The 21,501-nt window shown below is 70.9% G+C and carries 21 protein-coding genes and 5 tRNA genes; 18 read left to right on the plus strand and 8 right to left on the minus strand.

Annotated elements, in window-relative coordinates:
• Position 1: 1 nt before the first annotated feature.
• Complete coding sequence (locus tag CP978_RS23880) at positions 2 to 4,027, minus strand: sensor histidine kinase (protein ID WP_150478297.1); 4,026 nt, start codon at positions 4,025 to 4,027, stop codon at positions 2 to 4.
• 610 nt (positions 4,028 to 4,637) lie between these two features.
• Here CP978_RS23880 and CP978_RS23885 point away from each other — a divergent pair.
• From CP978_RS23885 to CP978_RS23925, 9 genes are all read left to right on the plus strand, one after another.
• On the plus strand, positions 4,638 to 4,838 hold the full coding sequence (locus CP978_RS23885) for a hypothetical protein (protein ID WP_043444124.1): 201 nt from the start codon (positions 4,638 to 4,640) through the stop codon (positions 4,836 to 4,838).
• Between the two features lie 174 nt (positions 4,839 to 5,012).
• Complete coding sequence (locus tag CP978_RS23890) at positions 5,013 to 5,789, plus strand: fumarylacetoacetate hydrolase family protein (protein WP_043444126.1); 777 nt, start codon at positions 5,013 to 5,015, stop codon at positions 5,787 to 5,789.
• On the plus strand, positions 5,782 to 7,257 hold the full coding sequence (gene gltX / locus CP978_RS23895) for a glutamate--tRNA ligase (RefSeq protein ID WP_043444128.1): 1,476 nt from the start codon (positions 5,782 to 5,784) through the stop codon (positions 7,255 to 7,257). The genes CP978_RS23890 and gltX overlap by 8 nt, the downstream gene beginning before the upstream one ends.
• A gap of 193 nt (positions 7,258 to 7,450) precedes the next feature.
• Positions 7,451 to 8,203, plus strand: a complete 753-nt coding sequence (locus tag CP978_RS23900) for an HAD family hydrolase (protein WP_043444130.1) — start codon at positions 7,451 to 7,453, stop codon at positions 8,201 to 8,203.
• Between the two features lie 91 nt (positions 8,204 to 8,294).
• Positions 8,295 to 8,366, plus strand: a tRNA-Gln gene (locus CP978_RS23905).
• Positions 8,367 to 8,405: 39 nt separating this feature from the next.
• Positions 8,406 to 8,478: transfer RNA gene (locus CP978_RS23910), tRNA-Glu, on the plus strand.
• Between the two features lie 87 nt (positions 8,479 to 8,565).
• Positions 8,566 to 8,638: transfer RNA gene (locus CP978_RS23915), tRNA-Glu, on the plus strand.
• Between the two features lie 20 nt (positions 8,639 to 8,658).
• Positions 8,659 to 8,730, plus strand: a tRNA-Gln gene (locus CP978_RS23920).
• Between the two features lie 28 nt (positions 8,731 to 8,758).
• Positions 8,759 to 8,831 (plus strand) — tRNA-Glu (locus CP978_RS23925).
• Positions 8,832 to 8,888: 57 nt separating this feature from the next.
• On the opposite strand, the gene CP978_RS23930 is transcribed toward CP978_RS23925, so the two are convergent.
• A complete protein-coding gene (locus tag CP978_RS23930; protein WP_043444131.1) occupies positions 8,889 to 9,539 on the minus strand; it encodes a MerR family transcriptional regulator in 651 nt (216 codons plus the stop codon).
• A 139-nt stretch (positions 9,540 to 9,678) separates the two neighbouring features.
• On the opposite strand from CP978_RS23930, the gene CP978_RS23935 reads away from it, so the two are divergent.
• A complete protein-coding gene (locus CP978_RS23935; RefSeq protein WP_174498665.1) occupies positions 9,679 to 10,164 on the plus strand; it encodes a DUF4188 domain-containing protein in 486 nt (161 codons plus the stop codon).
• Between the two features lie 116 nt (positions 10,165 to 10,280).
• Here CP978_RS23935 and ndgR read toward each other — a convergent pair whose 3' ends face one another.
• Positions 10,281 to 10,997 carry an IclR family transcriptional regulator NdgR gene (ndgR, locus tag CP978_RS23940; protein WP_043444133.1) on the minus strand — a complete coding sequence of 239 codons (717 nt, stop codon included), beginning with the start codon at positions 10,995 to 10,997 and terminating at the stop codon, positions 10,281 to 10,283.
• 187 nt (positions 10,998 to 11,184) lie between these two features.
• Between ndgR and leuC the strand changes: the two genes are divergently transcribed.
• From leuC to CP978_RS23960, 4 genes are all read left to right on the plus strand, one after another.
• Positions 11,185 to 12,609 (plus strand): 3-isopropylmalate dehydratase large subunit, encoded by a 1,425-nt coding sequence (gene leuC, locus CP978_RS23945; protein ID WP_043444135.1) that lies wholly within the window; start codon positions 11,185 to 11,187, stop codon positions 12,607 to 12,609.
• Between the two features lie 5 nt (positions 12,610 to 12,614).
• A complete protein-coding gene (leuD, locus tag CP978_RS23950; RefSeq protein ID WP_043444137.1) occupies positions 12,615 to 13,208 on the plus strand; it encodes a 3-isopropylmalate dehydratase small subunit in 594 nt (197 codons plus the stop codon).
• A gap of 263 nt (positions 13,209 to 13,471) precedes the next feature.
• Positions 13,472 to 13,702, plus strand: coding sequence for an SCO5555 family protein (locus tag CP978_RS23955; protein WP_043444139.1), 231 nt, complete (start codon positions 13,472 to 13,474; stop codon positions 13,700 to 13,702).
• A 126-nt stretch (positions 13,703 to 13,828) separates the two neighbouring features.
• Entirely contained in the window at positions 13,829 to 14,461 is a 633-nt protein-coding gene (locus CP978_RS23960; protein WP_043444141.1) for an HU family DNA-binding protein, read from the plus strand.
• 185 nt (positions 14,462 to 14,646) lie between these two features.
• Here the strand turns inward: CP978_RS23960 and CP978_RS23965 are convergent, their stop codons facing one another.
• Together CP978_RS23965 and cofC are read right to left on the minus strand one after the other, a co-directional pair.
• A complete protein-coding gene (locus tag CP978_RS23965) occupies positions 14,647 to 14,850 on the minus strand; it encodes a hypothetical protein (protein ID WP_043444143.1) in 204 nt (67 codons plus the stop codon).
• A 46-nt stretch (positions 14,851 to 14,896) separates the two neighbouring features.
• On the minus strand, positions 14,897 to 15,544 hold the full coding sequence (gene cofC / locus CP978_RS23970; RefSeq protein WP_043444144.1) for a 2-phospho-L-lactate guanylyltransferase: 648 nt from the start codon (positions 15,542 to 15,544) through the stop codon (positions 14,897 to 14,899).
• 190 nt (positions 15,545 to 15,734) lie between these two features.
• On the opposite strand from cofC, the gene CP978_RS23975 reads away from it, so the two are divergent.
• The 3 genes from CP978_RS23975 (at position 15,735) to CP978_RS23985 (ending at position 18,851) form a co-directional block, all read left to right on the plus strand.
• Positions 15,735 to 16,505 carry a lysophospholipid acyltransferase family protein gene (locus tag CP978_RS23975; protein ID WP_043444147.1) on the plus strand — a complete coding sequence of 257 codons (771 nt, stop codon included), beginning with the start codon at positions 15,735 to 15,737 and terminating at the stop codon, positions 16,503 to 16,505.
• On the plus strand, positions 16,502 to 17,512 hold the full coding sequence (locus tag CP978_RS23980; protein WP_043444148.1) for an NAD(P)H-dependent glycerol-3-phosphate dehydrogenase: 1,011 nt from the start codon (positions 16,502 to 16,504) through the stop codon (positions 17,510 to 17,512). The genes CP978_RS23975 and CP978_RS23980 overlap by 4 nt, the downstream gene beginning before the upstream one ends.
• Before the next feature lie 181 nt (positions 17,513 to 17,693).
• Complete coding sequence (locus CP978_RS23985) at positions 17,694 to 18,851, plus strand: D-alanine--D-alanine ligase family protein (RefSeq protein WP_043444150.1); 1,158 nt, start codon at positions 17,694 to 17,696, stop codon at positions 18,849 to 18,851.
• A gap of 21 nt (positions 18,852 to 18,872) precedes the next feature.
• Here the strand turns inward: CP978_RS23985 and CP978_RS23990 are convergent, their stop codons facing one another.
• Positions 18,873 to 19,379 (minus strand): DUF3515 domain-containing protein, encoded by a 507-nt coding sequence (locus CP978_RS23990; RefSeq protein ID WP_043444152.1) that lies wholly within the window; start codon positions 19,377 to 19,379, stop codon positions 18,873 to 18,875.
• Between the two features lie 20 nt (positions 19,380 to 19,399).
• Positions 19,400 to 19,633, minus strand: a complete 234-nt coding sequence (locus CP978_RS23995; RefSeq protein ID WP_043444154.1) for an Lrp/AsnC family transcriptional regulator — start codon at positions 19,631 to 19,633, stop codon at positions 19,400 to 19,402.
• 206 nt (positions 19,634 to 19,839) lie between these two features.
• Between CP978_RS23995 and CP978_RS24000 the strand changes: the two genes are divergently transcribed.
• Positions 19,840 to 20,805: a thiamine-phosphate kinase gene (locus CP978_RS24000; protein WP_043444157.1), complete on the plus strand. Its 966-nt coding sequence runs from the start codon at positions 19,840 to 19,842 to the stop codon at positions 20,803 to 20,805.
• Positions 20,806 to 21,065: 260 nt separating this feature from the next.
• Here CP978_RS24000 and rpmB read toward each other — a convergent pair whose 3' ends face one another.
• Positions 21,066 to 21,251, minus strand: coding sequence for a 50S ribosomal protein L28 (gene rpmB, locus CP978_RS24005; protein ID WP_003993230.1), 186 nt, complete (start codon positions 21,249 to 21,251; stop codon positions 21,066 to 21,068).
• Positions 21,252 to 21,501: the final 250 nt, after the last annotated feature.

Consider the following 21,501-nt stretch of genomic DNA (forward strand, 5'->3'; position numbering starts at 1 on the left):
ACTATCGCTCCTGCTGGTGAGTGGGGCTGGGGAAGTCGCCGGTCTGGCCGGTGTTGGCCTGGCGACCTTGGGCTATGCCCCGTCGAAGGTTGGTCAGCCGGCCGCGTACGTCGTCGGGCGCACGCGAGACCTGCGGACCGGTGTGGTTCTGTTGCTGCTGGGCCGTGCCCGGCACCAGGTTGGCGCGCGGCACCCGGCGCGGCAGCCCGGAGGTGGTCACTCCGCCCGAGGCCGGCTGGCGTACCCGCTCGGCCTGGCGGACGAGCTCGTCGTTCGGCGAGCTGCGCCAGGCCGCAGGAGCCTGACGCTGGGACGCCTGCTGCTGAGGAGTCTGCTGCTGAGCGCGCTGCTGAGGAGCCTGCCGCTGGGGAGCGGGCTGCTGAGGTGTCTGCTGCTGGGGGGCACGCTGCTGGGGGGTCTGCTGCGCGGGGGCCTGTTGCCCGGGGGCCTGGCCCTGCTGCCCGTGGAACCAGTTGGTCTCCAGGTTGTCGTACAGCGGCGTGCGCCCGTCGCCCTGAGCGGGGGACGGAGCCGGCGGCAGGGCCTCGGGCTCCTGACGGCGCGCGGGCCGCTGCGGGGCCGGCTGCCGGGAGGCACCGTAGCCCTCACCGCCCGTCCGGGACCGGTCGAACTGGCCCGTGGCAGCCGGGTCCTGGGCGTTCCCGTACCCCTGCTGGGCGGCGAACTGGCCCGTGCCGGAGGCGTCGTAGCCCTGCGCGGCGAACTGGCCCGTGGCGGCCGGGTCCTGGGCGTGTCCCGCGGCGGGGTACTGGCCGGTGCCCTGGTGGCCGCCGACGGCCGGGTACTGGCCGGTGCCCTGCTGGCCCGTGGCCGGGTACTGGCCCTGCTGCCCCGGGGCGGGGAACTGCCCCGTGTCCTGGTGGCCGCCGACGGCCGGGTACTGGCCGGTGCCCTGCTGGCCCGTGGCCGGGTACTGGCCCTGCTGCCCCGCGGCGGGGTACTGGCCGGTGTCCTGGTGGCCGACGGCCGGGTACTGCCCGGTGCCCTGCTGGCCGACGGCCGGGTACTGGCTCGGTCCGCCGTGACCGGAGCTGCCGAAGACATCGGAGCGGACGAACTGACCGCCGTCATTGGCGTCACCGGCCCCGGGAGGCGGCGCGTTGAAATCGGGCCGCGGGAACTCGGAGGTGGAGCCGGGTCCCTGGCGGTCGTCGATGCGGGGCATCTGCGAGGTCGCGGACAGGGCGTCCGGCTCCTCGTGACCGCGCGGGGCGTCCAGCGAGGCACGCGGTGCCGGCGGCTGGGCGTTCTCGTCGCTCCAGCTCGGGGTCCGCTGCTGCGGGCTGCCACCGGGCAGCTCGGCGCGCGGACCGCCGCGGCCGGGCAGCTGCGGACGACGGCGGCCACCGCGTTCCTTGGCCCGCTGAGGCTGCTGTTGCTGCTGCGGTGCGCCGGTCTGGCGGTCGTCGCCGAAGCCGCCGCCCTGGCGCTGGCCCGGGGCACCGTCGCCGAAGCCGCCCTGACGGGGGCCGGAGTCCTGGAAGCCCTGGGCCGGCTGGAACGGGTCCGCGCCGCCCTGTCCGAAGGCACCGCCGCCCGCGCCCGCCGGGGCCGTACGGCCCTGCTGCGGGGTGGGGGCCGACCCCTGCTCGAACAGTCCGCCGCCACCCTGCTGTCCGCCCGGACCGCCCGGACGGCCGCCCGGGGCGTTGCCGGGCAGCGCGGCACGCTGGCCCTGTCCGGGACCCACCTGCCCACGCTGCGGGGCGGCGCCGAGTCCCCGGCCGCCCGCGGGACCGGAGGCCCCGCCGCCCTGCTGTGCCTGGCGACGGGCCGCGGCCGCACCGGCGGCGGCCTGCGCCGCGGCCGGGCCACCGCTCTGGGGGGCGCCCTGACCGGGCTTGCCCGGAGCCGGCTTCTTGCCGCCCTGGGCGACATCGACCGGAAGCATGACCAGCGCGGTGGTACCGCCGGAGTCCGACGGGCGCAGCTGAATGCGGATGCCGTGACGCTGCGACAGACGACCGACCACGAAGAGGCCCATGCGGCGGGAGACGGAGACGTCCACCGTGGGCGGAGCGGCGAGCCGCTCGTTGATCTGGGCGAGGTCCTCGGGGGACAGACCGATACCGGTGTCGTGGATCTCGATCAGCACCCGGCCGTCGGGCAGCGCATGACCGGTGACCTTGACCTTGGTCTGGGGGGAGGAGAACGAGGTGGCGTTCTCCAGCAGCTCGGCGAGCAGGTGCACGAGGTCGTTGACGACCCGGCCGGCGACCTCGGTCCCGGGGACCGAGGCCAGCTCGATGCGCTCGTACTGCTCCACCTCGGACGCGGCGGCGCGGAGCACGTCGACCAGCGGGACCGGGCGGGTCCAGCGACGGCCGGGCTCCTCACCCGCGAGAACGAGGAGGTTCTCACCGTTACGGCGCATACGCGTCGCGAGGTGGTCGAGCTTGAACAGCGAGGACAGCTGGTCCGGGTCGGCCTCGCGGGACTCCAGTTCGGAGATCAGCGACAGCTGGCGCTGGATCAGACCCTGGGAGCGACGCGAGAGGTTGGTAAACATCGCGTTGACGTTGCCCCGCAGCAGGGCCTGCTCGGCGGCGAGGCGGACCGCCTCGCGGTGCACGTCGTCGAAGGCCGCGGCCACCTGGCCGATCTCGTCCCGGGAGTGCACACCGACCGACTCCACGGACGTGTCGACGTCCTGCGGGTCGGAGTCGGACAGCTGCTTGACCAGCTCGGGCAGACGTTCCTGGGCGACCTTGGTGGCGGTGTCCTGGAGCCGGCGCAGTGACCGGATCATGGAGCGGGCCACGACGAAGGCGCCGACGAGGGAGACACCGAGGACGAGCAGGATCAGCGCACCGGAGATGATCGCCTCACGCTGGGAGGCGCTCTTCAGCCCACGGGCCTTCTGCTCCATCTCCTCCAGGAGCTGGCCCTCGATGCTCTTCATCTGCTGGATCTTCGCCGAGTCGTCGTCGATCCAGTCCTTGTACGAGTGCTTGTCCTCGTTCTTGAGGCCGGCGGCACTCTTCAGGATGTGGCCGGCGTAGGCGTCGGCCTTCTCGATCGTCGGGCTCGCCTGGTCGATCGGCTTCAGCAGCTCGTCGACGCCCTCGCCGTAGATGCTGCGGAAGCTGTCCAGCTGGGAGTCCTGGCTCTCCAGGGCCGAGAGCGCGTACTGACGGTCGTTCTCGGAGAGGTCGCCGAACGTGGTGTTGTTGGCGGGCAGCGCGGCCGCGATGACCGCGCGCTGCATGGAGGCGTACTCCTTGGAGGTGGAGAAGGCCGCCAGGGCGCGGGTGCGCTGGATCATCTCCGGGTTGCTGGTCGCCTCGGCCATGTCCTGCGACAGGCTCAGCAGATGGTCGATCAGGCGGTGGTACGCCTCGACCGTCTGGGTCGAGTTCCTCGCGGACTTGTAGGCGTTGGCCCGGATGGCGCTGAGGTTGTTCAGCTCACTCGCGATACCGACGATGCTGTCGCGGACGCCGGAGAGCCGGCCCTGGTCGGTGGCGTCACCGATCTCCTGGGTGCCCTCGAGGAAGGTCTGCTTGGCGCGGTCCGTCCTGTCGCGGACGCCCTTGACCGTGAAGTCGCTCGCGTTCGCGCCGTGGGCGAGGGGACCCGCGGACTGGTCGCGCTCCTCCTGGAGCGCCGCCGCCAGCTGGGTCGCCTGCGTGGTCATCTCCGTCAGCAGCTTCATGTTGTCCAGCTGCTCGATCTGGTCCATGTTCTCGCTGATGCGCATCCCACCGAGCGTGGTCGCGGCGACCACGGGGAGAGCGAGCAGCGACACCAGACGCGTGGAGATGCGCCAGTTGCGCAGGGCTATGCGCGAGCCGGAGTCGATCGCGGGGGTGTTCTTGGGTGGTTCGGTGGGTGTGGGGGCCGCGGGCGTACCGCCGCGCCCGGCGCGGTCAGCGCCGCCGCCGGACGGTGTCGGTCCCGGGTTCTGGGCGTGCTGGGGCGAGGAGCTGACGGCCATGGGGCCAGTCCCGCCGTGCGGCTCCGGCTCCGCCGAAGCGCTGCCATCCCTCTTGAAACGTCCCTGCACTAGCGTCGCAACCTCTGGACCAGGCGCCCCTCCGCGTGAGCGGCGGGACGGTGTCGGCGTGGTGGGGGCCGCCCTGAAAACGTCCCCTGATGGTCGTGAGTGACCGGCGCAGGCTCCCCCTTCCCGCCGCTGCTCGGCGCATGTTGCTTCTTCGCGCCTCTGTGCGCCGGTGCGATCCCCCGCGGCGGTCCGTGGAATTCCAGCACAGTGGCGGATCTCCAACAAGGCCGATGAGCGAGCCGCTCACCGTCGTGACGCCCCGTAAGGATGGGATTACAAGATGTAGAAATGCATCTCATACATAACGGACGTAAGTGAGCGATCCGTGTGCCCCGGCAAGGGGTCCCGGCCATTGTGGCCGGGAGCGGAATGCGGGCTTCAATCAAGCAATGTCCGTTTCGTCAGGGTGACTTGACGGACTGGAATGCCCTTTTTGCTCGCCCTCTAGTGAGCAAACTCACACGGGGATCATGACTTTTTCTTGCCGTCGGGCGGGAATTGCATGTTTAGCCTGAGGCTTTACAGGGATGGCGAATCCGACAACCCGCGCTTTGGCGACAGTCCTTGGGGCCTGTCCGGGGCGCCCGCGACGACAGGGCATACGACAACAGTGAAGACCACGATGATGTTCCGCACGATAGCCAACCCGCGGCGCACGACCCTGGCGCATCTCGCCGACGCGGACGAGCTGCAGGTGCCGGCGGTCCCGGAACAGTCCGTCGAGCTTCCCACCCGGACCGCCAACCCCAGGCGCACCGTTCTGATGGAGATCCCGGCCCACACCCCGGCCGCCGAGCAGCAGGCGTCGTAGCGGCTGCCTGGACGCGCCCCTCCGAGCCCGGCCTCGCCCGCCGGCCGCGCCGGGACCAGCGACCGCAGTCCTGCCCCGGCCGGGTCCGCCGTTCCGCGCGAGGCCGCCCGCCCTTCGCCGCGTTAGCCTGGAGCGTCAGACTCCAGCCAGCTCAGTGAGGGGCGCAAGGATCCCGTGCGCATCGCCAGATTCTCCATCGACGGGAACGTCGCCTTCGGCGCGGTCGAGGGCGAGAGGCCAGAGGAGCTCGTCCTCGACATCATCAAGGGCATCCCGTTCGCGGACTTCGAGCTCTCCGGCACCAAGGTGCCGTTGAACAAGGTCAGGCTGCTGCCGCCGGTGCTCCCCAACAAGGTCGTGGCCTTCGGCCGCAACTACGCCGAGCACGCGCGCGAGCTGGGCCACGAGGTGCCCGACGCCCCCTTCGCCTTCTTCAAGCCGTCCACCTCGGTGATCGGCCCCGGCGACGAGATCGCCTACCCCTCCTTCTCCCAGGAGCTGCACCACGAGGCCGAGCTCGCCGTGGTGATCGGCCGTATGTGCCGCGAGGTCCCGCGCGAGCGCGTCAAGGACGTGATCCTCGGTTACACCTGCGCCAACGACGTGACCGCGCGTGACGTCCAGCGGCGCGAGAAGCAGTGGGCCAGGGCCAAGGGCTTCGACACCTCCTGTCCCCTGGGCCCCTGGGTGGAGACCGACCTCGACCCGGGCGACCTCACCATCCAGCTCACGGTCAACGGGCGGCAGCGCCAGCTCGGCCGCACCAGCGAGATGATCCACTCGATCGAGGATCTGATCGTGAACATCTCCGAGGCCATGACGCTGCTCCCCGGCGACGTGATCCTCACGGGCACCCCCGCGGGGGTCGGCCCCCTCAGCGTCGGCGACGAGGTCGCCGTCACCATCGAAGGCATCGGCACTCTCACCAACAAGGTGATCAAGCGTGGCTAACGCGAACGTCCGCGTCCGTTTCTGTCCGTCCCCGACCGGCAACCCCCATGTGGGCCTGGTCCGCACCGCCCTGTTCAACTGGGCGTTCGCCCGCCACACCGGCGGTACGTTCGTCTTCCGCATCGAGGACACGGACGCGGCCCGCGACTCTGAGGAGTCCTACCTCCAGCTGCTGGACTCGCTGCGCTGGCTGGGCTTCGACTGGGACGAGGGCCCGGAGGTCGGCGGCCCCCACACGCCGTACCGCCAGTCGCAGCGGATGGACATCTACCAGGACGTCGCCCAGAAGCTCCTGGACGGGGGCCACGCCTACCGCTGCTACTGCACCACGGAGGAACTGGACACCCGCCGCGACGCCGCCCGCGCCGCCGGGAAGCCCTCCGGGTACGACGGTCACTGCCGCGAGCTGACCGCCGAGCAGGTGGCGGCCTACGAGGCCGAGGGGCGCGCGCCCATCGTGCGCTTCCGGATGCCCGACGAGACGATCACCTTCCGGGACCTGGTCCGGGGCGAGCTGACCTTCACCCCGGAGAACGTGCCGGACTACGGGATCGTCCGGGCGAACGGCGCTCCTCTGTACACCCTGGTGAACCCGGTCGACGACGCGCTGATGGAGATCACCCATGTGCTGCGCGGCGAGGACCTGCTCTCCTCCACCCCCCGCCAGGTCGCCCTGTACAAGGCGCTGATCGAGCTGGGCATCGCGAAGTCCGTGCCCGAGTTCGGCCATCTGCCGTATGTGATGGGCGAGGGCAACAAGAAGCTGTCCAAGCGTGACCCGCAGTCCTCGCTGAACCTGTACCGCGAGCGCGGCTTCCTGCCTGAGGGCCTGCTCAACTACCTGTCCCTGCTGGGCTGGTCGCTGTCCGCGGACCGTGACATCTTCACCGTCGAGGAGATGGTCGCCGCCTTCGACATCACGGATGTCAACCCCAACCCGGCCCGCTTCGACCTGAAGAAGGCCGAGGCGATCAACGCCGACCACATCCGGCTGCTCGAGGTGAAGGACTTCACCGAGCGCTGCCGGCCGTGGCTGAAGGCCCCCTTCGCGCCCTGGGCGCCGGAGGACTTCGACGAGGGCAAGTGGCAGGCGATCGCCCCGCACGCGCAGACCCGCGTCAAGGTGCTGTCCGAGATCACCGAGAACGTGGACTTCCTGTTCCTGGCGGAGCCGGTGTCCGACGAGGCGTCCTGGACCAAGGCCATGAAGGAGGGCAGCGACGCCCTGCTGCGCACGGCCCGCGAGAAGCTGGACGCGGCCGACTGGACCTCGGCGGAATCGCTGAAGGAGGCGGTTCTGGCCGCCGGTGAGGCCCATGGCCTCAAGCTCGGCAAGGCCCAGGCCCCGGTCCGGGTCGCCGTCACCGGCCGCACGGTCGGGCTGCCGCTCTTCGAGTCCCTTGAGGTCCTGGGCAAGGAGAGGACGCTGGCCCGCATCGACGCCGCGCTGGCGAAGCTGGCGGCGTAACCACCGCCTGACATATGACGCGGGGCGGCAGCCGGGGAGGCTGCCGCCCCGCGCGTTCTCCGGCCGCCGGCCACGGTCCGGAAGGCCGCCCACCGGCGCCGAGCCTTCCCGCCGGTACCGTCACGCCCGGTCGAGGCGGCCGTCACCCCCGGTGCCCTCCCGGCCCGCCGCGCGGGCGGGGTACGGTCGGGGCATGGCGATCAGAGCAGTGGTCTGGGACATCGACGACACCCTCTTCGACTACACCACCGCCGACCGCGCCGGCATGCGGAACCACCTGGCGGCCGAGAACCTGCTCGACGCCTTCCGTACCGCGGAGGAGGCCCTCGCGCGCTGGCGGGAGATCACCGAGATCCAGTGGGCGCGGTTCGCGGCCGGGGAGGTCTCCTTCGAGGGGCAGCGCCGGGACCGGGTGCGGGCCTTCGCGGGCCCGGAGCTGACCGACGCGGAGGCCGACGACTGGTTCCGGCGGTACCTGCGCCATTACGAGGCGGCCTGGGCCCTCTTCCCGGACGTCCTGCCGGTCCTCGACCTGCTCGCCGTCGGCCACCGCCATGCGGTGCTGTCGAACTCCAGCCTCACCGTCCAGGACCGCAAGCTGCGGGTGCTGGGTGTCCGCGACCGCTTCGAGGCCGTGCTGTGCGCCGTGGAGCTCGGCGTCTCGAAGCCCGAGGCGCGGGCCTTCCACGCCGCCTGCGACGCACTGGGGCTGGCCCCGCACGAGGTCGCCTATGTGGGTGATCATCCGGAGATCGACGGCCGGGGCGCCTCCGAGGCCGGTCTGCTCTCCGTATGGATCGACCGCACGGGCGCGGGCACCGCCGTGGACGGGGGCGGCACGGGGGTCCGCGCGTCCGCCGGCCCGCACCGGATCGGCTCCCTCGCCGAACTCCCCGCGGTACTCCGCACGGATACCCGTTTTGGAGCGCCGTCCACCTTCGGGTAATGTTCTTCCTGCGCCGCCGGAGAGCGGGCCGAAAGGCCGGTAACCGGAGGCGCAAGCTAGAACAAGATCCCCTCAGGGGCTTGCGTTCCAGTGGCCTATGGTGTAATTGGCAGCACGACTGATTCTGGTTCAGTTAGTCTTGGTTCGAGTCCAGGTAGGCCAGCTCGCAGAGCTCATCTGCACCCGCGGATCCCATCCGCGAGCCCCCGTTGTGTAGCGGCCTAGCACGCCGCCCTCTCAAGGCGGTAGCGCCGGTTCGAATCCGGTCGGGGGTACAGATCCTTCCCATGAGGACAGCTCGGGTCGCTCCCACTGCCCTTCTGTGGACAACATCCGGTCACCGCCGGATGAGGATCGCCAGGGCCCCCGTTGTGTAGCGGCCTAGCACGCCGCCCTCTCAAGGCGGTAGCGCCGGTTCGAATCCGGTCGGGGGTACTGACTGGTCTAAACCACTTTGGTCTATGGTGTAATTGGCAGCACGACTGATTCTGGTTCAGTTAGTCTTGGTTCGAGTCCAGGTAGACCAGCTCGGATCTGCGGAAACGCAAGATCCTTGCCCCCGTTGTGTAGCGGCCTAGCACGCCGCCCTCTCAAGGCGGTAGCGCCGGTTCGAATCCGGTCGGGGGTACACACCAGGAAGGGCCCTCTCCCTCGAGAGGGCCCTTCGGCGTGTCGGGGCTCCCTGTCACTCCTCGACGAACCGGCGGTGGGACTCCTCGACCTCCGCCAGCCGCCGCAGGCTGAGCACGACCGGCTCGTACAGCACCGTCAGTGCCACCGCGGCCTCCACCTGCTCGTCCGGTGTTCCGTAACGCTCGACCATGTCCAGGTCGGTGGCGGCGATCCGCTCCGCCGCGCGCCCGTACGGCTCCAAGTCCTCGGCGGAGCACGGGTAGCCGAGCCGGGAGAGCGCCGCGATCGCGGTCACCAGCGTTCCGCGTGCCGGCGCCGTGGGCAGCGGATCGGCCGTGGAACCCCGGCCCCAGCCGAGGCGGTCCATGAGTTCGTCGGCCGTGTGCCGGGCGGCCTCGACGGCGGGATCGGTCTCGTCGGGCGCCGGGCCGTGCGGCAGCGCCCATGTGGCGGTGCCCAGGCGTTCGTTGGGACTCAGTCTGTCGTCCGCCAGGGCCGCCAGCACGTCCCGGGCCGAGGCGACCGGGATGCGTCCCACCTGGATCAGCGCCCGCACCAGTCGCAGCCGCCGCAGATGCCCCTCGTCGTAGTCGGACTGGGTGGCCGTGACCCGGCGGCCCGGGGGCAGCAGCCCCTCACGCAGATAGAACTTGATCGTCGTCGTGGAGACGCCGCTGCGTGTGCTCAGCTCCGCCAGTCGCATTCCGCTCCGTGCCCTTTCTCTTCCGCGCTCTCTTGCGCCCTCCCGTTGGGGAGTGGCACTATCCAAGCATGGATAGTGGAGCTATCCAACGGAAGAGGCGGTTCCGGCGGGGGCCGGACGAACAGGAGTGGGGGACGGCATGAGCATGAAGCCGATCGAAGGGCGTATGACCGCCGCGAGCGAGGGCGAGATGGTCGTCTTCCTCATCGGGGTGCGGATCAACAGCTTCACCGCGGTGCGCAGTTGGTGGCCGGTGCTCAGCGCGATGGGCCCGATGCTCAAGGAGCTCGTGGACGACCGGGACAGCGGACTCCTCGGCTATGAGTCCCAGCTGAGCGGGGTGCGCGAGGTCGGGTATGTGCAGTACTGGGAGTCCAGGGAGAAGCTTCTCGCCTATGCCGCGGCGCCCGACAGGAAGCACCACCCGGCCTGGGCCGCCTTCAACCGGCGGGTGCGCGAGGGGAGGGGCAAGGTCGGCTTCTGGCACGAGACCTATGTGGTCCCGGCCGGGTCCTATGAGTCCGTCTATGTGAACATGCCCGAGTCGGGCCTGGCCAAGGCCACCGGGGTCATGCCCGTGGGCCGCCGGGGAGAGCGGGCGGCCGACCGGCTGCGGAAGCCCTGAGCGCCCGGGGCTCATCCGGGGAGACACAGGACCTCGGAGGAGTGGTGAGACCGGGCACGGGCCCGCCGCGGCGTTGAGGCGGGCCTGCTCCCGGGAGGGGCGCGGTGCAGGAAGGGTCAGCCGGCGCGGCGCAGCGCTTCCGAGAGACGGGCGGCCGCGTCGATGACCGCCTGGGCGTGCATCCGGCCCGGGTGACGCGTCAGACGCTCGATGGGCCCGGAGACCGAGACCGCGGCCACCACACGGTTGGAGGGGCCGCGCACCGGGGCGGACACCGAGGCCACGCCCGGCTCGCGCTCCCCGATGGACTGGGCCCAGCCGCGACGCCGCACACCCGACAGCGCCGTCGCCGTGAAGCGGGCCCCCTGCAGTCCGCGGTGCAGCCGCTCCGGCTCCTCCCAGGCCATCAGGATCTGCGCCGAGGAACCGGCCTTCATGGTGAGCGTCGAGCCGACCGGCACCGTGTCCCGGAGGCCGGACAGCCGCTCCGCGGCGGCGACACAGATCCGCATGTCCCCCTGGCGGCGGTAGAGCTGCGCGCTCTCGCCCGTGACATCGCGGAGATGGGTCAGCACGGGCCCCGCCGTCGCCAGCAGACGGTCCTCGCCCGCCGCCGCGGCCAGCTCGGCCAGCCTGGGGCCGAGGATGAAGCGGCCCTGCATGTCACGCGCCACCATGCGGTGGTGCTCCAGCGCCACGGCCAGGCGGTGGGCCGTGGGTCGTGCCAGTCCGGTGGTGCCGACCAGACCCGCCAGGGTGGCCGGACCGGACTCCAGAGCGCTCAGGACGAGGGCCGCCTTGTCCAGAACGCCGACGCCGCTACTGTTGTCCATGAAACGATACTCCCGTCTCACTTTGTGAAACGCAAGTTCAATTTTCCGTGCGACGGGCCACCCTGGAGGTCATGACGGGCCGCATACCGACGGGCCCGGCGGCGGATGCCCCGAACCGGGGGTGAGGGCGCCGCTCCCCAAGATCTCTAGTTGGGCCGGCGCATCTGTGCCGGCCGGAGGGAAAGCGATGGGAAGGACACTCGCGGAGAAGGTCTGGGACGACCATGTCGTCCGGCGCGCCGAGGGCGAGCCCGACCTCCTCTACATCGATCTGCATCTGCTGCACGAGGTGACCAGCCCCCAGGCCTTCGACGGGCTGCGCAAGAGCGGCCGCCGGGTGCGCCGGCTCGACCTGACCATCGCCACCGAGGACCACAACACCCCGACCCTCGACATCGACAAGCCCATCGCGGACCCGGTCTCCCGTGCCCAGCTGGAGACGCTGCGCAAGAACTGCGCCGAGTTCGGTGTCCGGCTGCACCCGCTGGGTGACGTCGAGCAGGGCGTCGTGCATGTCGTGGGACCGCAGCTGGGCCTGACCCAGCCGGGCACCACGGTCGTCTGCGGTGACTCCCACACCTCGACGCACGGTGCCTTCGGCGCTCTGGCGTTCGGCATCGGCACCTCGCAGGTCGAGCATGTGCTGGCCACCCAGACGCTGCCGATGGCCCGCCCCAGGACCATGGCGATCACGATCGACGGCGAACTGCCCGAGGGCGTCACCGCCAAGGACCTGATCCTGGCGATCATCGCCAGGATCGGCACCGGCGGCGGCCAGGGCTATGTCCTGGAGTACCGCGGCTCGGCCATCGAGAAGCTCTCGATGGAGGCCCGGATGACCATCTGCAACATGTCGATCGAGGCCGGCGCCCGCGCGGGCATGATCGCTCCGGACGAGACCACCTTCGCGTATCTCAAGGGCCGCCCGCACGCCCCGGAGGGCGCCGACTGGGACGCCGCGGTGGAGTACTGGAAGACCCTGCGCACCGACGACGACGCCGCATTCGACGCCGAGGTCGTCATCGACGCCGCCGAGCTCTCGCCGTTCGTCACCTGGGGCACCAACCCGGGCCAGGGCGCGCCGCTTTCGGCCTCCGTGCCCGATCCCGCCTCGTACGAGGACGCATCGGAGCGCCTGTCCGCCGAAAAAGCCCTGGAGTACATGGGATTGGCGGCCGGACAGCCGCTGAACTCCATCACGGTGGACACCGTCTTCGTAGGTTCCTGCACCAACGGCCGCATCGAGGACCTGCGGGCCGCCGCCGGGATTCTCAAGGACCGCAAAGTCGCCGACGGCGTACGGATGCTGGTCGTCCCCGGCTCCGCGCGGGTGGGCCTCCAGGCCGTCTCCGAGGGCCTGGACGTGGTCTTCAAGGAGGCCGGCGCCGAATGGCGGCACGCGGGCTGCTCGATGTGCCTCGGCATGAACCCCGACCAGCTGGCCCCGGGCGAGCGCTCCGCCTCCACCTCCAACCGCAACTTCGAGGGCCGGCAGGGCAAGGGCGGCCGCACCCATCTGGTCTCCCCGCAGGTCGCCGCCGCCACCGCGGTCCTCGGCCATCTGGCCTCCCCGGCCGATCTGTCCGACGCCCCCGCGCCCGCAGGAGTCTGAGAGTCATGGAAGCATTCACCACGCACACCGGCCGGGCCGTCCCGCTGCGCCGCAGCAACGTCGACACCGACCAGATCATCCCCGCCCACTGGCTCAAGAAGGTGACCAGGGACGGATTCGAGGACGGGCTGTTCGAGGCCTGGCGCAAGGACCCCGAGTTCGTGCTCAACCGCCCCGAGCGCCGGGGCGCCACGGTGTTGGTCGCCGGCCCCGACTTCGGCACCGGCTCCTCCCGCGAGCACGCCGTCTGGGCCCTGCAGAACTACGGCTTCAAGGCCGTGATCTCCGCCCGCTTCGCCGACATCTTCCGCGGCAACTCGCTCAAGAACGGCCTGCTCACGGTCGTACTGGAGCAGAAGACCGTGGACGCCCTGTGGGAGCTGGTCGAGCGGGACCCGGAGGCCGAGGTGACGGTCGACCTGGAGAACCGCGAGGTGCGGGCCGAGGGCATCACCGCCGCCTTCGAGCTGGACGAGAACTCCCGCTGGCGGCTGCTGAACGGCCTCGACGACATCTCTCTCACCCTGCGCAACGAGGCGGACATCGCCGCGTACGAGACGGAGCGCCCCGGATACAAACCGCGGACGCTTCAGGTCTGACACCCAGCCCGCAAGGGCTGGTTTCGGCCACCCGACATCGCTCTGTACCCCCAATCGTGGACGGTTGGGGGTACAGCCGTTTCTGCCCCCGAACGGGTCCGGCACGCCGCCGCGGGGGACGGCAACTCCCCTGGTTACCTGGGATGTTAAAGGGGTAGGCGGGGTCCGCGGCCATGCGGGGACGGAGCGCCCGGAAGACCTCGGACAGACGGCAGTTGCCCCCAGCGGGGGCGACAACTCGCCCCAGATGGCACAATCTGTGCATGGACTACGACGGCCAACTCCAGCTCTATGCGGCGGTCGCGGTCCGGCTCAAGGAAGCGCACGCGACCGTGCGCGCACTGCAAGTCCCGGAGGGCGTACGGATGGCGCTGACCCGGAAGCTGCTGGTCATTACGGCCGCGGCCAAGCACGATCCCGCCGCAGCGAACAGGCGTCTTGAGCGGTTCATGGCCGACCTCGACGAGGACCGAATCCCCGGAGAGGAACTCTGAGTCCGCCGAGTCCGTTGCGGCACGAGGGTGATAAGCCCGTTTCGTGTTTGATTTGCGGTATATATCTGCCTAACGTGCGAAAAGCTTGAACACTTTCGTTCTGGCGATGTCTCCGAAGGGGAAGACGTGAACAAGGCGCAGCTCGTAGAAGCGATTGCCGACAAGATGGGCGGCCGCCAGCAGGCTGCCGATGCTGTCGACGCGGTCCTGGACGCGATCGTCCGCGCGGTCGTCGGAGGCGACCGGGTCTCGGTCACCGGCTTCGGTTCGTTCGAGAAGGTCGAGCGTCCGGCCCGTTACGCCCGTAACCCGCAGACGGGAGAGCGGGTTCGGGTCAAGAAGACCTCTGTGCCGCGCTTCCGCGCAGGACAGGGCTTCAAGGACCTGGTCAGTGGCACCAAGAAGCTCCCCCGCGGCGGCGAGGTCGCCGTCAAGAAGGCGCCCAAGGGCAGCCTCTCGGGCGGAGCGGCCGCCACCGTCAAGAAGGCCGCGGCGAAGAAGACCACCGCCAGGAAGGCGGCGCCCGCGAAGAAGGTCACCGCGAAGAAGGCGGCGGTGAAGAAGACCACGGCCGCCGCGAAGAAGACCACCGCGAAGAAGGCGGCGGTGAAGAAGACCACCGCGGCCGCGAAGAAGACCACGGCGAAGAAGACCACCGCCAAGAAGGCGGCGGCCAAGAAGGCTCCGGCGAAGAAGGCCCCGGCCAAGAAGTCGACGGCCCGGAAGACCACCGCCAAGAAGACCACCGCCCGCAGGTAGACGGGGCGTACACGGGCACTCACGCGCCGGGCCGGGCTCCCAGGGGGAGCCCGGCCCGCGGTGTGTCCGGGGACCCGGGGCCTGTTCGACTGTGGCTGCCGGGCCCGCGACGCTTCCGCGGCCACCGCTGGGAGCTGCCCCCGGGCACCGCACTCAGCCGCGTTGCCGGGACGTCCGTGCGCGGCTCAGAAGGTGTGCAGGGTCACCAGCGTGATCCGGCGGGCCGCGCCCTCGCCCTCCGTCTCGATCCGCACCCGCTGCCCCGGGCGCAGCAGCCGGAGCCCACCGGCGTCGAACGCCTGCGCGTCGAAGGGGACGGGGGTGCCGTCGTCGAGCAGCACCTGACCGGTGCGCGTCTCGGGGTCGTAGGTGTACGCGGTCGCCTGCATGACGGCAGCCTATCGACCGCCGCGCACGGCTCCCCGGGCCGGGACGTCAGTCGGGCCGGTGGCCCGGGATCAGGAGTCGGGCGGCCGCCGCCGCGGTATGGGGGCCGACGCCCAGGGCCAGTGCCGCGCGCAGATCGTCCCCGGTGTCCACGTCCTGGCGAACGGAATCCACCGCGTCCAGCGCGAGTTCCACGGCTCCCGAGGCGCGGTGCCGTACGCGCGAATCGACACCGAAAACGGGCTGCAATTCCCGGCCCGGGGCGGCGGTGAGCAGCGTCGTACCGATTTCGGCGGTGTCGGGCAGAAAAGCGCGCGGGAATTCGGTCGCGGCCTCGAGCACCCGGGCCAATTCCGCGGTGCGCAGCGCCGGGAGATCGGCGTTGAGCGCCGCCACCGCGCCGTTCGGGCGCCGTCGCCGTACGACTGCCGCGGCATGGGTGAGCGCGGCGTTCAGACCGTCGCCGGGCTCGTCCGGCACGATGCCCGCGCCCAGGGCCGCCAGCTCGCGTCCGGCGAGCGGATCGTCCGTGACGACCGCCACATCCCGCACCGCGGCACAGTCGAGCACCGCTGTCACCGTGTCCTGGGCGAAGGCGAGAGCGAGTCCCGGACGCAGACCGTCCGCCGCGGTGTCCGAGAGCCTGCTCTTGGCCCGCGCCAGGGCTTTCACGGGTACGACCACAGTCCACTGCACGAGTGCTCCGCCCCCTTGTTGTCGCGTCCATTGTCACCCGGTTCCTCCGGTGACGCGTGACGGCCCGCCCGGACGACGGCACGGCGAGGCGTACGGTGTTCTCGACAGACGGGCGGCCCGGGGCGACACTTGTGCGGCCCACAACCCCCGGTGCCAGGCCTTGTGCCGGTCCCTAGAGGAAGGTGTCCGCGTGCCCCGCCGCAGAATCGGCTTCTGGTACCGCTTCGCAGCGGTCCTCTGCAAACCGCCGTTGGTGGTTCTGCTCAAGCGGGACTGGCGCGGAATGGAGAACATTCCGGCCGAGGGTGGATTCATCACCGCGGTGAACCACAATTCCCATGCGGATCCGTTCGCCTACGCCCACTATCAGTACAACACCGGACGCGTTCCCCGTTTCCTCGCGAAGAGCGGTCTGTTCAGGAAGGGACTGGTCGGTGCCGCGATGCGCGGAACCCGGCAGATCCCCGTCTACCGCGAGAGCACGGACGCCCTCAGCGCCTTCCGGGCCGCGATCGATGCCGTGGAGCGCGGCGAGTGCGTCGCCTTCTACCCCGAGGGCACCCTCACCCGCGATCCGGACGGCTGGCCCATGACCGGCAAGACCGGTGCGGCCCGGGTCGCCCTGCAGACCAGGTGCCCGGTGATCCCCGTCGCCCAGTGGGGCGCCAATGAACTGCTGCCGGCCTACGCCAAGAAGCCGAAGCTGCTGCCGCGCAAGACGCACCATGTGCTCGCGGGTCCGCCCGTCGACCTCACGCGCTTCTACGACCGGGAGATGACTCCGGAGCTGCTGAAGGAGGCGACGGAGACCATCATGGCCGCCATCACGCGCCTGCTGGAGGAGATCCGCGGCGAGAAGGCGCCCGAGAAGCCGTTCGACCCGCGCGAGGTGCGCATCGAGCAGCGCCGCCGGAGTGCCGCACAGGAGCAGGAACGGGAGAAGGAGGGGCAGGGCCAGTGAGCAAGCCGGTCAAGGTGGCCGTGTTCGGAACGGGATCGTGGGGGACGGCCTTCGGCATGGTGCTCGCCGACGCCGGCTGCGAGGTCACCCTCTGGGCGCGGCGGGCCGGACTCGTCGAGGCGGTCAACTCCACCCGTACGAACCCGGACTACCTGCCGGGCGTCGAGCTTCCCGGGAATCTGAGGGCCACCACGGACCCCGCCGAGGCCGCGCGGGACGCCGACTTCACGATACTCGCGGTCCCCTCGCAGACCCTGCGCGAGAACCTCGCCGAGTGGACGCCCCTGCTCGCGCCCGGGACGATCCTCGTCTCCCTGATGAAGGGCGTCGAACTGGGCTCCGCCATGCGGATGAGCGAGGTGATCGAGGATGTCGCCAAGGTCGGTCCGGAGCGCGTGGCCGTGATCACCGGACCCAATCTGGCCCGGGAGATCGCCGCTCGTATGCCGGCCGCCGCCGTGGTCGCCGCCACCGACGAGGACGTCGCCCGCCGGCTCCAGGCCGTCTGTCACACGCCGTACTTCCGGCCCTACACCAACACCGATGTGGTCGGCTGCGAACTCGGCGGTGCGGTCAAGAACGTCATCGGCCTGGCGGTCGGCATCGCCGACGGCATGGGGCTCGGCGACAACGCCAAGGGCTCGCTGATCACCCGCGGGCTCGCCGAGACCACCCGGCTCGGACTCGCCATGGGTGCCGACCCGCTGACCTTCTCCGGGCTCGCGGGCCTCGGCGACCTGGTGGCCACCTGCTCCTCGCCGCTGTCGCGCAACCACACCTTCGGCACCAATCTGGGCAAGGGCATGACGCTGGAGGAGACCATCGCGGTCACCCGGCAGACCGCCGAGGGCGTCAAGTCCTGTGAGTCCGTGCTGGATCTGGCCCGCAGGCACGGTGTCGACATGCCCATCACCAGGACCGTGGTCGGCATCGTCCACGAGGGCACCTCGCCGGTGGCCGCGCTGAAGGAACTGATGTCGCGCAGCGCGAAGCCGGAACGACGCTGAGCACCCGCTGCCCGCCGGCCCGTTCTCCCCTCGGGGGGTCCGGGCCGGCGGGGCGCGCTCGTGCCGGGGTCCCGGCGCCGTCGTCGTAGCCGACGCCCGGCTCCGCCCGCGCGTCCCTTCGGCCCACTCACGGGGGCGGACGCTGTGTCCGGGCGCGGCCTCCAGGTACTCTCAACGCGATATGAGCACCGAGAACCTCCCCCAGAGCCCTGAGCAGCCGCCTCGCAAGCCGCGTGTCGCCGTCGTCTTCGGCGGCCGCAGCTCCGAACACGGGATCTCCGTCGTCACGGCGGGTGCCGTGCTGCGCGCCATCGACCGGACGAAGTACGACGTCCTGCCGATCGGCATCACCCGGGACGGCCGTTGGGCGCTCACCGCCGACGAACCCGAGCGCATGGCGATCACCGACCGCCGTACGCCCGAGGTCGAGGAACTCACCGAGTCCCAGGAGGGCGCGGTCGTGCTGCCCGTCGACCCGGCCAACCGCGAAGTCGTCTACAGCGAGCCCGGTTCGGTGCCCAAGGCGCTGGGCGAGGTCGACGTCGTCTTCCCGGTGCTGCACGGCCCCTACGGGGAGGACGGCACCCTCCAGGGTCTGCTGGAGCTGTCCGGTGTCCCCTATGTGGGCGCCGGTGTCCTCGCCTCGGCCGTCGGCCAGGACAAGGAGTACATGAAGCGGGTGTTCACCTCGTTCGGGCTGAGGGTCGGCCCCTACCTGGTGATCCGGCCGCGCGAGTGGGAGCGCGACCGGGCCGGCGCCCGGAAGAAGATCGTCGACTTCGCCGGGGAGCACGGCTGGCCGCTGTTCGTGAAGCCCGCGCGCGCGGGCTCGTCGATCGGCATCACCAAGGTCGACGACCTCTCGGGCCTCGACGAGGCGGTCGAGGAGGCCCGGCGGCACGACCCCAAGGTCCTGGTGGAGGCCGCGGTGCGCGGCCGCGAGATCGAGTGCGGTGTCCTGGAGTTCGAGGACGGGCCGCGCGCCTCGGTGCCCGCCGAGATCCCGCCGCCGGACGCGCACGCGTACTACGACTTCGAGGCGAAGTACATCGACTCCACGCCCGGTCTGGTGCCCGCGCCGCTGACCGAGGAACAGACCGCCGAGGTCCAGCGGCTCGCGGTGGAGGCGTTCGAGGCGGCTTCCTGCGAGGGCCTGGTGCGCGCGGACTTCTTCCTCGCCGACGACGGGGAGTTCGTGATCAACGAGATCAACACGATGCCCGGTTTCACGCCGATCTCCATGTACCCGCAGATGTGGCAGGCGAGCGGGGTCAGCTACGGGGAATTGGTGGACCGTCTGCTCGAGGCGGCGCTGCGGCGGTCGACCGGGCTGCGCTGAGGACGGGTCGGACTCAGGGGCTCAGAGGGCGATCCCTTCGGGGATCGCCCTCTTCACGGCCGGGGCCAGGTCGACGAGCACGGACGCGCCGTCGTCGGCCCGCTCCTCGGGCAGGGTCACCTCGACATAGGCCTGGCGCAGCGTCGTGGTGAAACGGTACGAGCCGTCGCTCTGCTTCTCCATCAGCCAGCCGACGCCGTCCACCTCGCCCCCGACCGAGGTCGGGTCGTCACCCCGGGCCACCTTCGGGTCGGTCATCTTCGGCGGCTGTGCGACACCGCAGCGCAGTATGATCGCCGGACTTCCCCAGCCCGCCGTCAGCGCGGAGGGGGGCTCCGGATCCTTCCGGTCGAGGCCGTCCACCGTCCGCGGCAGCACCTTGTCCAGGTTCCGGCACAGCCCGGCGACCTTCGTGTCCGGGCTGGGAACCGCGGTCGACGCGGTGGCGTCGCCCGAGGAACAGCCCGCCGCGGCGATCAGCAGGGCGAGGGCGGGCAGACCGAGGAGCCGGTGACGGAAAGAGTGCACCGGCCCAGCGTAGACGGGGGCTACAGGTGCACGATCGGGCAGGTGAGGGTGCGGGTGATGCCTTCCACCTGCTGGACCTTGGCGACCACCATGCGGCCGAGTTCGTCGACGGTGTCGGCCTGGGAGCGGACGATGACGTCATAGGGACCCGTCACGTCCTCGGCCTGGATGACACCGGGGATCCTGCTGATCGTCTCGGCGACGGCCGACGCCTTGCCGACCTCCGTCTGGATCAGGATGTACGCCTGTACCACGGAACCTCCAGGGCGGCCACGAGGATCATGGGTGAGAAAGGGACGCCACGGTATCGCGTCGCAGCTCGCCACGGGGAGACCCGCGGGGGCAGTGGCCTGAACGCCGGGGAACGCCGACGACACAAGTTGACGGTCGACTCGACCGTACCGAGGACGACGAGGGCTCGCGACCGGGCGCCGCGGGGAACAGAAGGGGATGCACGACGATGAAGGGCACCGTGGGCGAGCTGGGCGAGTTCGGGCTCATCAGAGAGCTCACCTCCCGGCTCACCACCAACCCGGCGGTCCGGATCGGCCCCGGCGACGATGCCGCGGTGGTGGCCGCGCCCGACCGCAGGGTGGTGGCGAGCACCGACATCCTTCTGGAGGGCCGGCACTTCCGCCGCGACTGGTCGACGGCGTACGACGTGGGGCGCAAGGCGGCCGCGCAGAACCTCGCGGACATCGCCGCGATGGGGGCCGTGCCCACCGCGTTGCTGCTCGGTCTTGTCGTCCCCGCCGATCTGGCGGTCGCCTGGCCCACCGAGCTGATGGACGGGCTGCGCGACGAGTGCCAGGTGGCGGGGGCGGCCGTGGTCGGCGGTGATGTCGTACGCGGCGACACCATCATGATCTCGATCACCGCCCTCGGCGATCTGCGCAACCACGAGCCGGTCACCCGGGCCGGCGCCCGGCCCGGCGATGTGGTCGCCGTCACCGGCTGGCTGGGCTGGTCCGCGGCCGGGCACGCGGTGCTCTCCCGCGGCTTCCGCTCACCGCGCGCCTTCGTCGAGGCGCACCGGCGCCCCGAGCCGCCCTACCACGCGGGCCCGGCCGCCGCGGGGCTCGGCGCGACCGCGATGTGCGACGTCAGTGACGGACTGATCGCGGATCTCGGGCACATCGCGGAGGCGAGCAAGGTGCAGATCGACATCCGCTCCGGCGCCATGGACATCCCGTCCCAGATGAACGACATCGGGCAGGCCGTGGGCGTCGACCCTCTCCAGTGGGTGCTCACCGGCGGTGAGGACCATGCGATCGTGGCGGCCTTCCCGCCGGACGTGAAGCTGCCGGCCCGCTGGAGGGTGATCGGCGAGGTGCTCCATCCGTCGGCACTGCCGCAGGTGACGGTCGACGGGGCGCCCTGGACCAGCAAGGGTGGCTGGGACCACTTCGGGGGCATCGAGTCGTAGCAGGCCGGGGCGGGGTGCTCACCCGGCCACGGGCGGAGACGGCGGACACGCGTCGCCCCCGTCCGGCCTGGGGCGCCCCGCCCCGAGCCCTGCTCATGCCGCCGGTTCCTGCTGCCGGTACCTCTTGCCGACGGCGGCCGCGGATCCCGCCGGGCCGGGGCCGCGCGGGCACAGCAGAAAGCCGGTCCACTTTCATGGACCGGCTTTCTCCAGCGAACCAGCGATGGCCGCGCGCCTACGAGGATCCCTCGGGGGAAGCGTCAGCGCGAGACCTTGCCGGCCTTGATGCACGAGGTGCAGGCGTTCACGCGCTTCGGCGTCCCGCCGACCACGGTACGCACACGCTGGATGTTCGGGTTCCAGCGGCGGGACGTACGGCGGTGCGAGTGCGAGATGTTGTTGCCGAAGCCCGGCCCCTTGCCGCAGACGTCGCAGTTGGCAGCCACGGGTCACTCCAAAGACTTCAGATGCACTTACGGTTGATCCCGGCACGCCGGGATCGAGATCGTAGACCTGAGTGGCGCCGCCAGGGGGAAAAGGCCCGATTGGATCGGGCCAACCGGAGCAGCATACAACGGCTGCACCCGTGCCATGAAACTACCACGGGCTTCCGAGGCCCCCGCGCCGGCCCGCGACGCTCCTCGCCCGCGGGTCCGGGCCCGGTGCCGCCCGGCCCTCTTCCGGTCCGGAGCCGCT

The sequence above is a fragment of the Streptomyces nodosus genome, assembly GCF_008704995.1.
GTDB lineage: Bacteria > Actinomycetota > Actinomycetes > Streptomycetales > Streptomycetaceae > Streptomyces > Streptomyces nodosus.

Bases quoted from the DNA above. Each gene is read 5' to 3' on its own strand.
- CP978_RS23900 (WP_043444130.1), top strand. From the start codon at position 7,451: ATGGCGATCAGAGCAGTGGTCTGGGACATCGACGACACCCTCTTCGAC.
- CP978_RS23930 (WP_043444131.1), bottom strand. From the start codon at position 9,539: ATGCGACTGGCGGAGCTGAGCACACGCAGCGGCGTCTCCACGACGACG.
- CP978_RS23935 (WP_174498665.1), top strand. From the start codon at position 9,679: ATGAGCATGAAGCCGATCGAAGGGCGTATGACCGCCGCGAGCGAGGGC.
- ndgR (WP_043444133.1), bottom strand. From the start codon at position 10,997: ATGGACAACAGTAGCGGCGTCGGCGTTCTGGACAAGGCGGCCCTCGTC.
- leuC (WP_043444135.1), top strand. From the start codon at position 11,185: ATGGGAAGGACACTCGCGGAGAAGGTCTGGGACGACCATGTCGTCCGG.
- leuD (WP_043444137.1), top strand. From the start codon at position 12,615: ATGGAAGCATTCACCACGCACACCGGCCGGGCCGTCCCGCTGCGCCGC.
- CP978_RS23955 (WP_043444139.1), top strand. From the start codon at position 13,472: ATGGACTACGACGGCCAACTCCAGCTCTATGCGGCGGTCGCGGTCCGG.
- CP978_RS23965 (WP_043444143.1), bottom strand. From the start codon at position 14,850: ATGCAGGCGACCGCGTACACCTACGACCCCGAGACGCGCACCGGTCAG.
- CP978_RS23985 (WP_043444150.1), top strand. From the start codon at position 17,694: ATGAGCACCGAGAACCTCCCCCAGAGCCCTGAGCAGCCGCCTCGCAAG.
- CP978_RS24000 (WP_043444157.1), top strand. From the start codon at position 19,840: ATGAAGGGCACCGTGGGCGAGCTGGGCGAGTTCGGGCTCATCAGAGAG.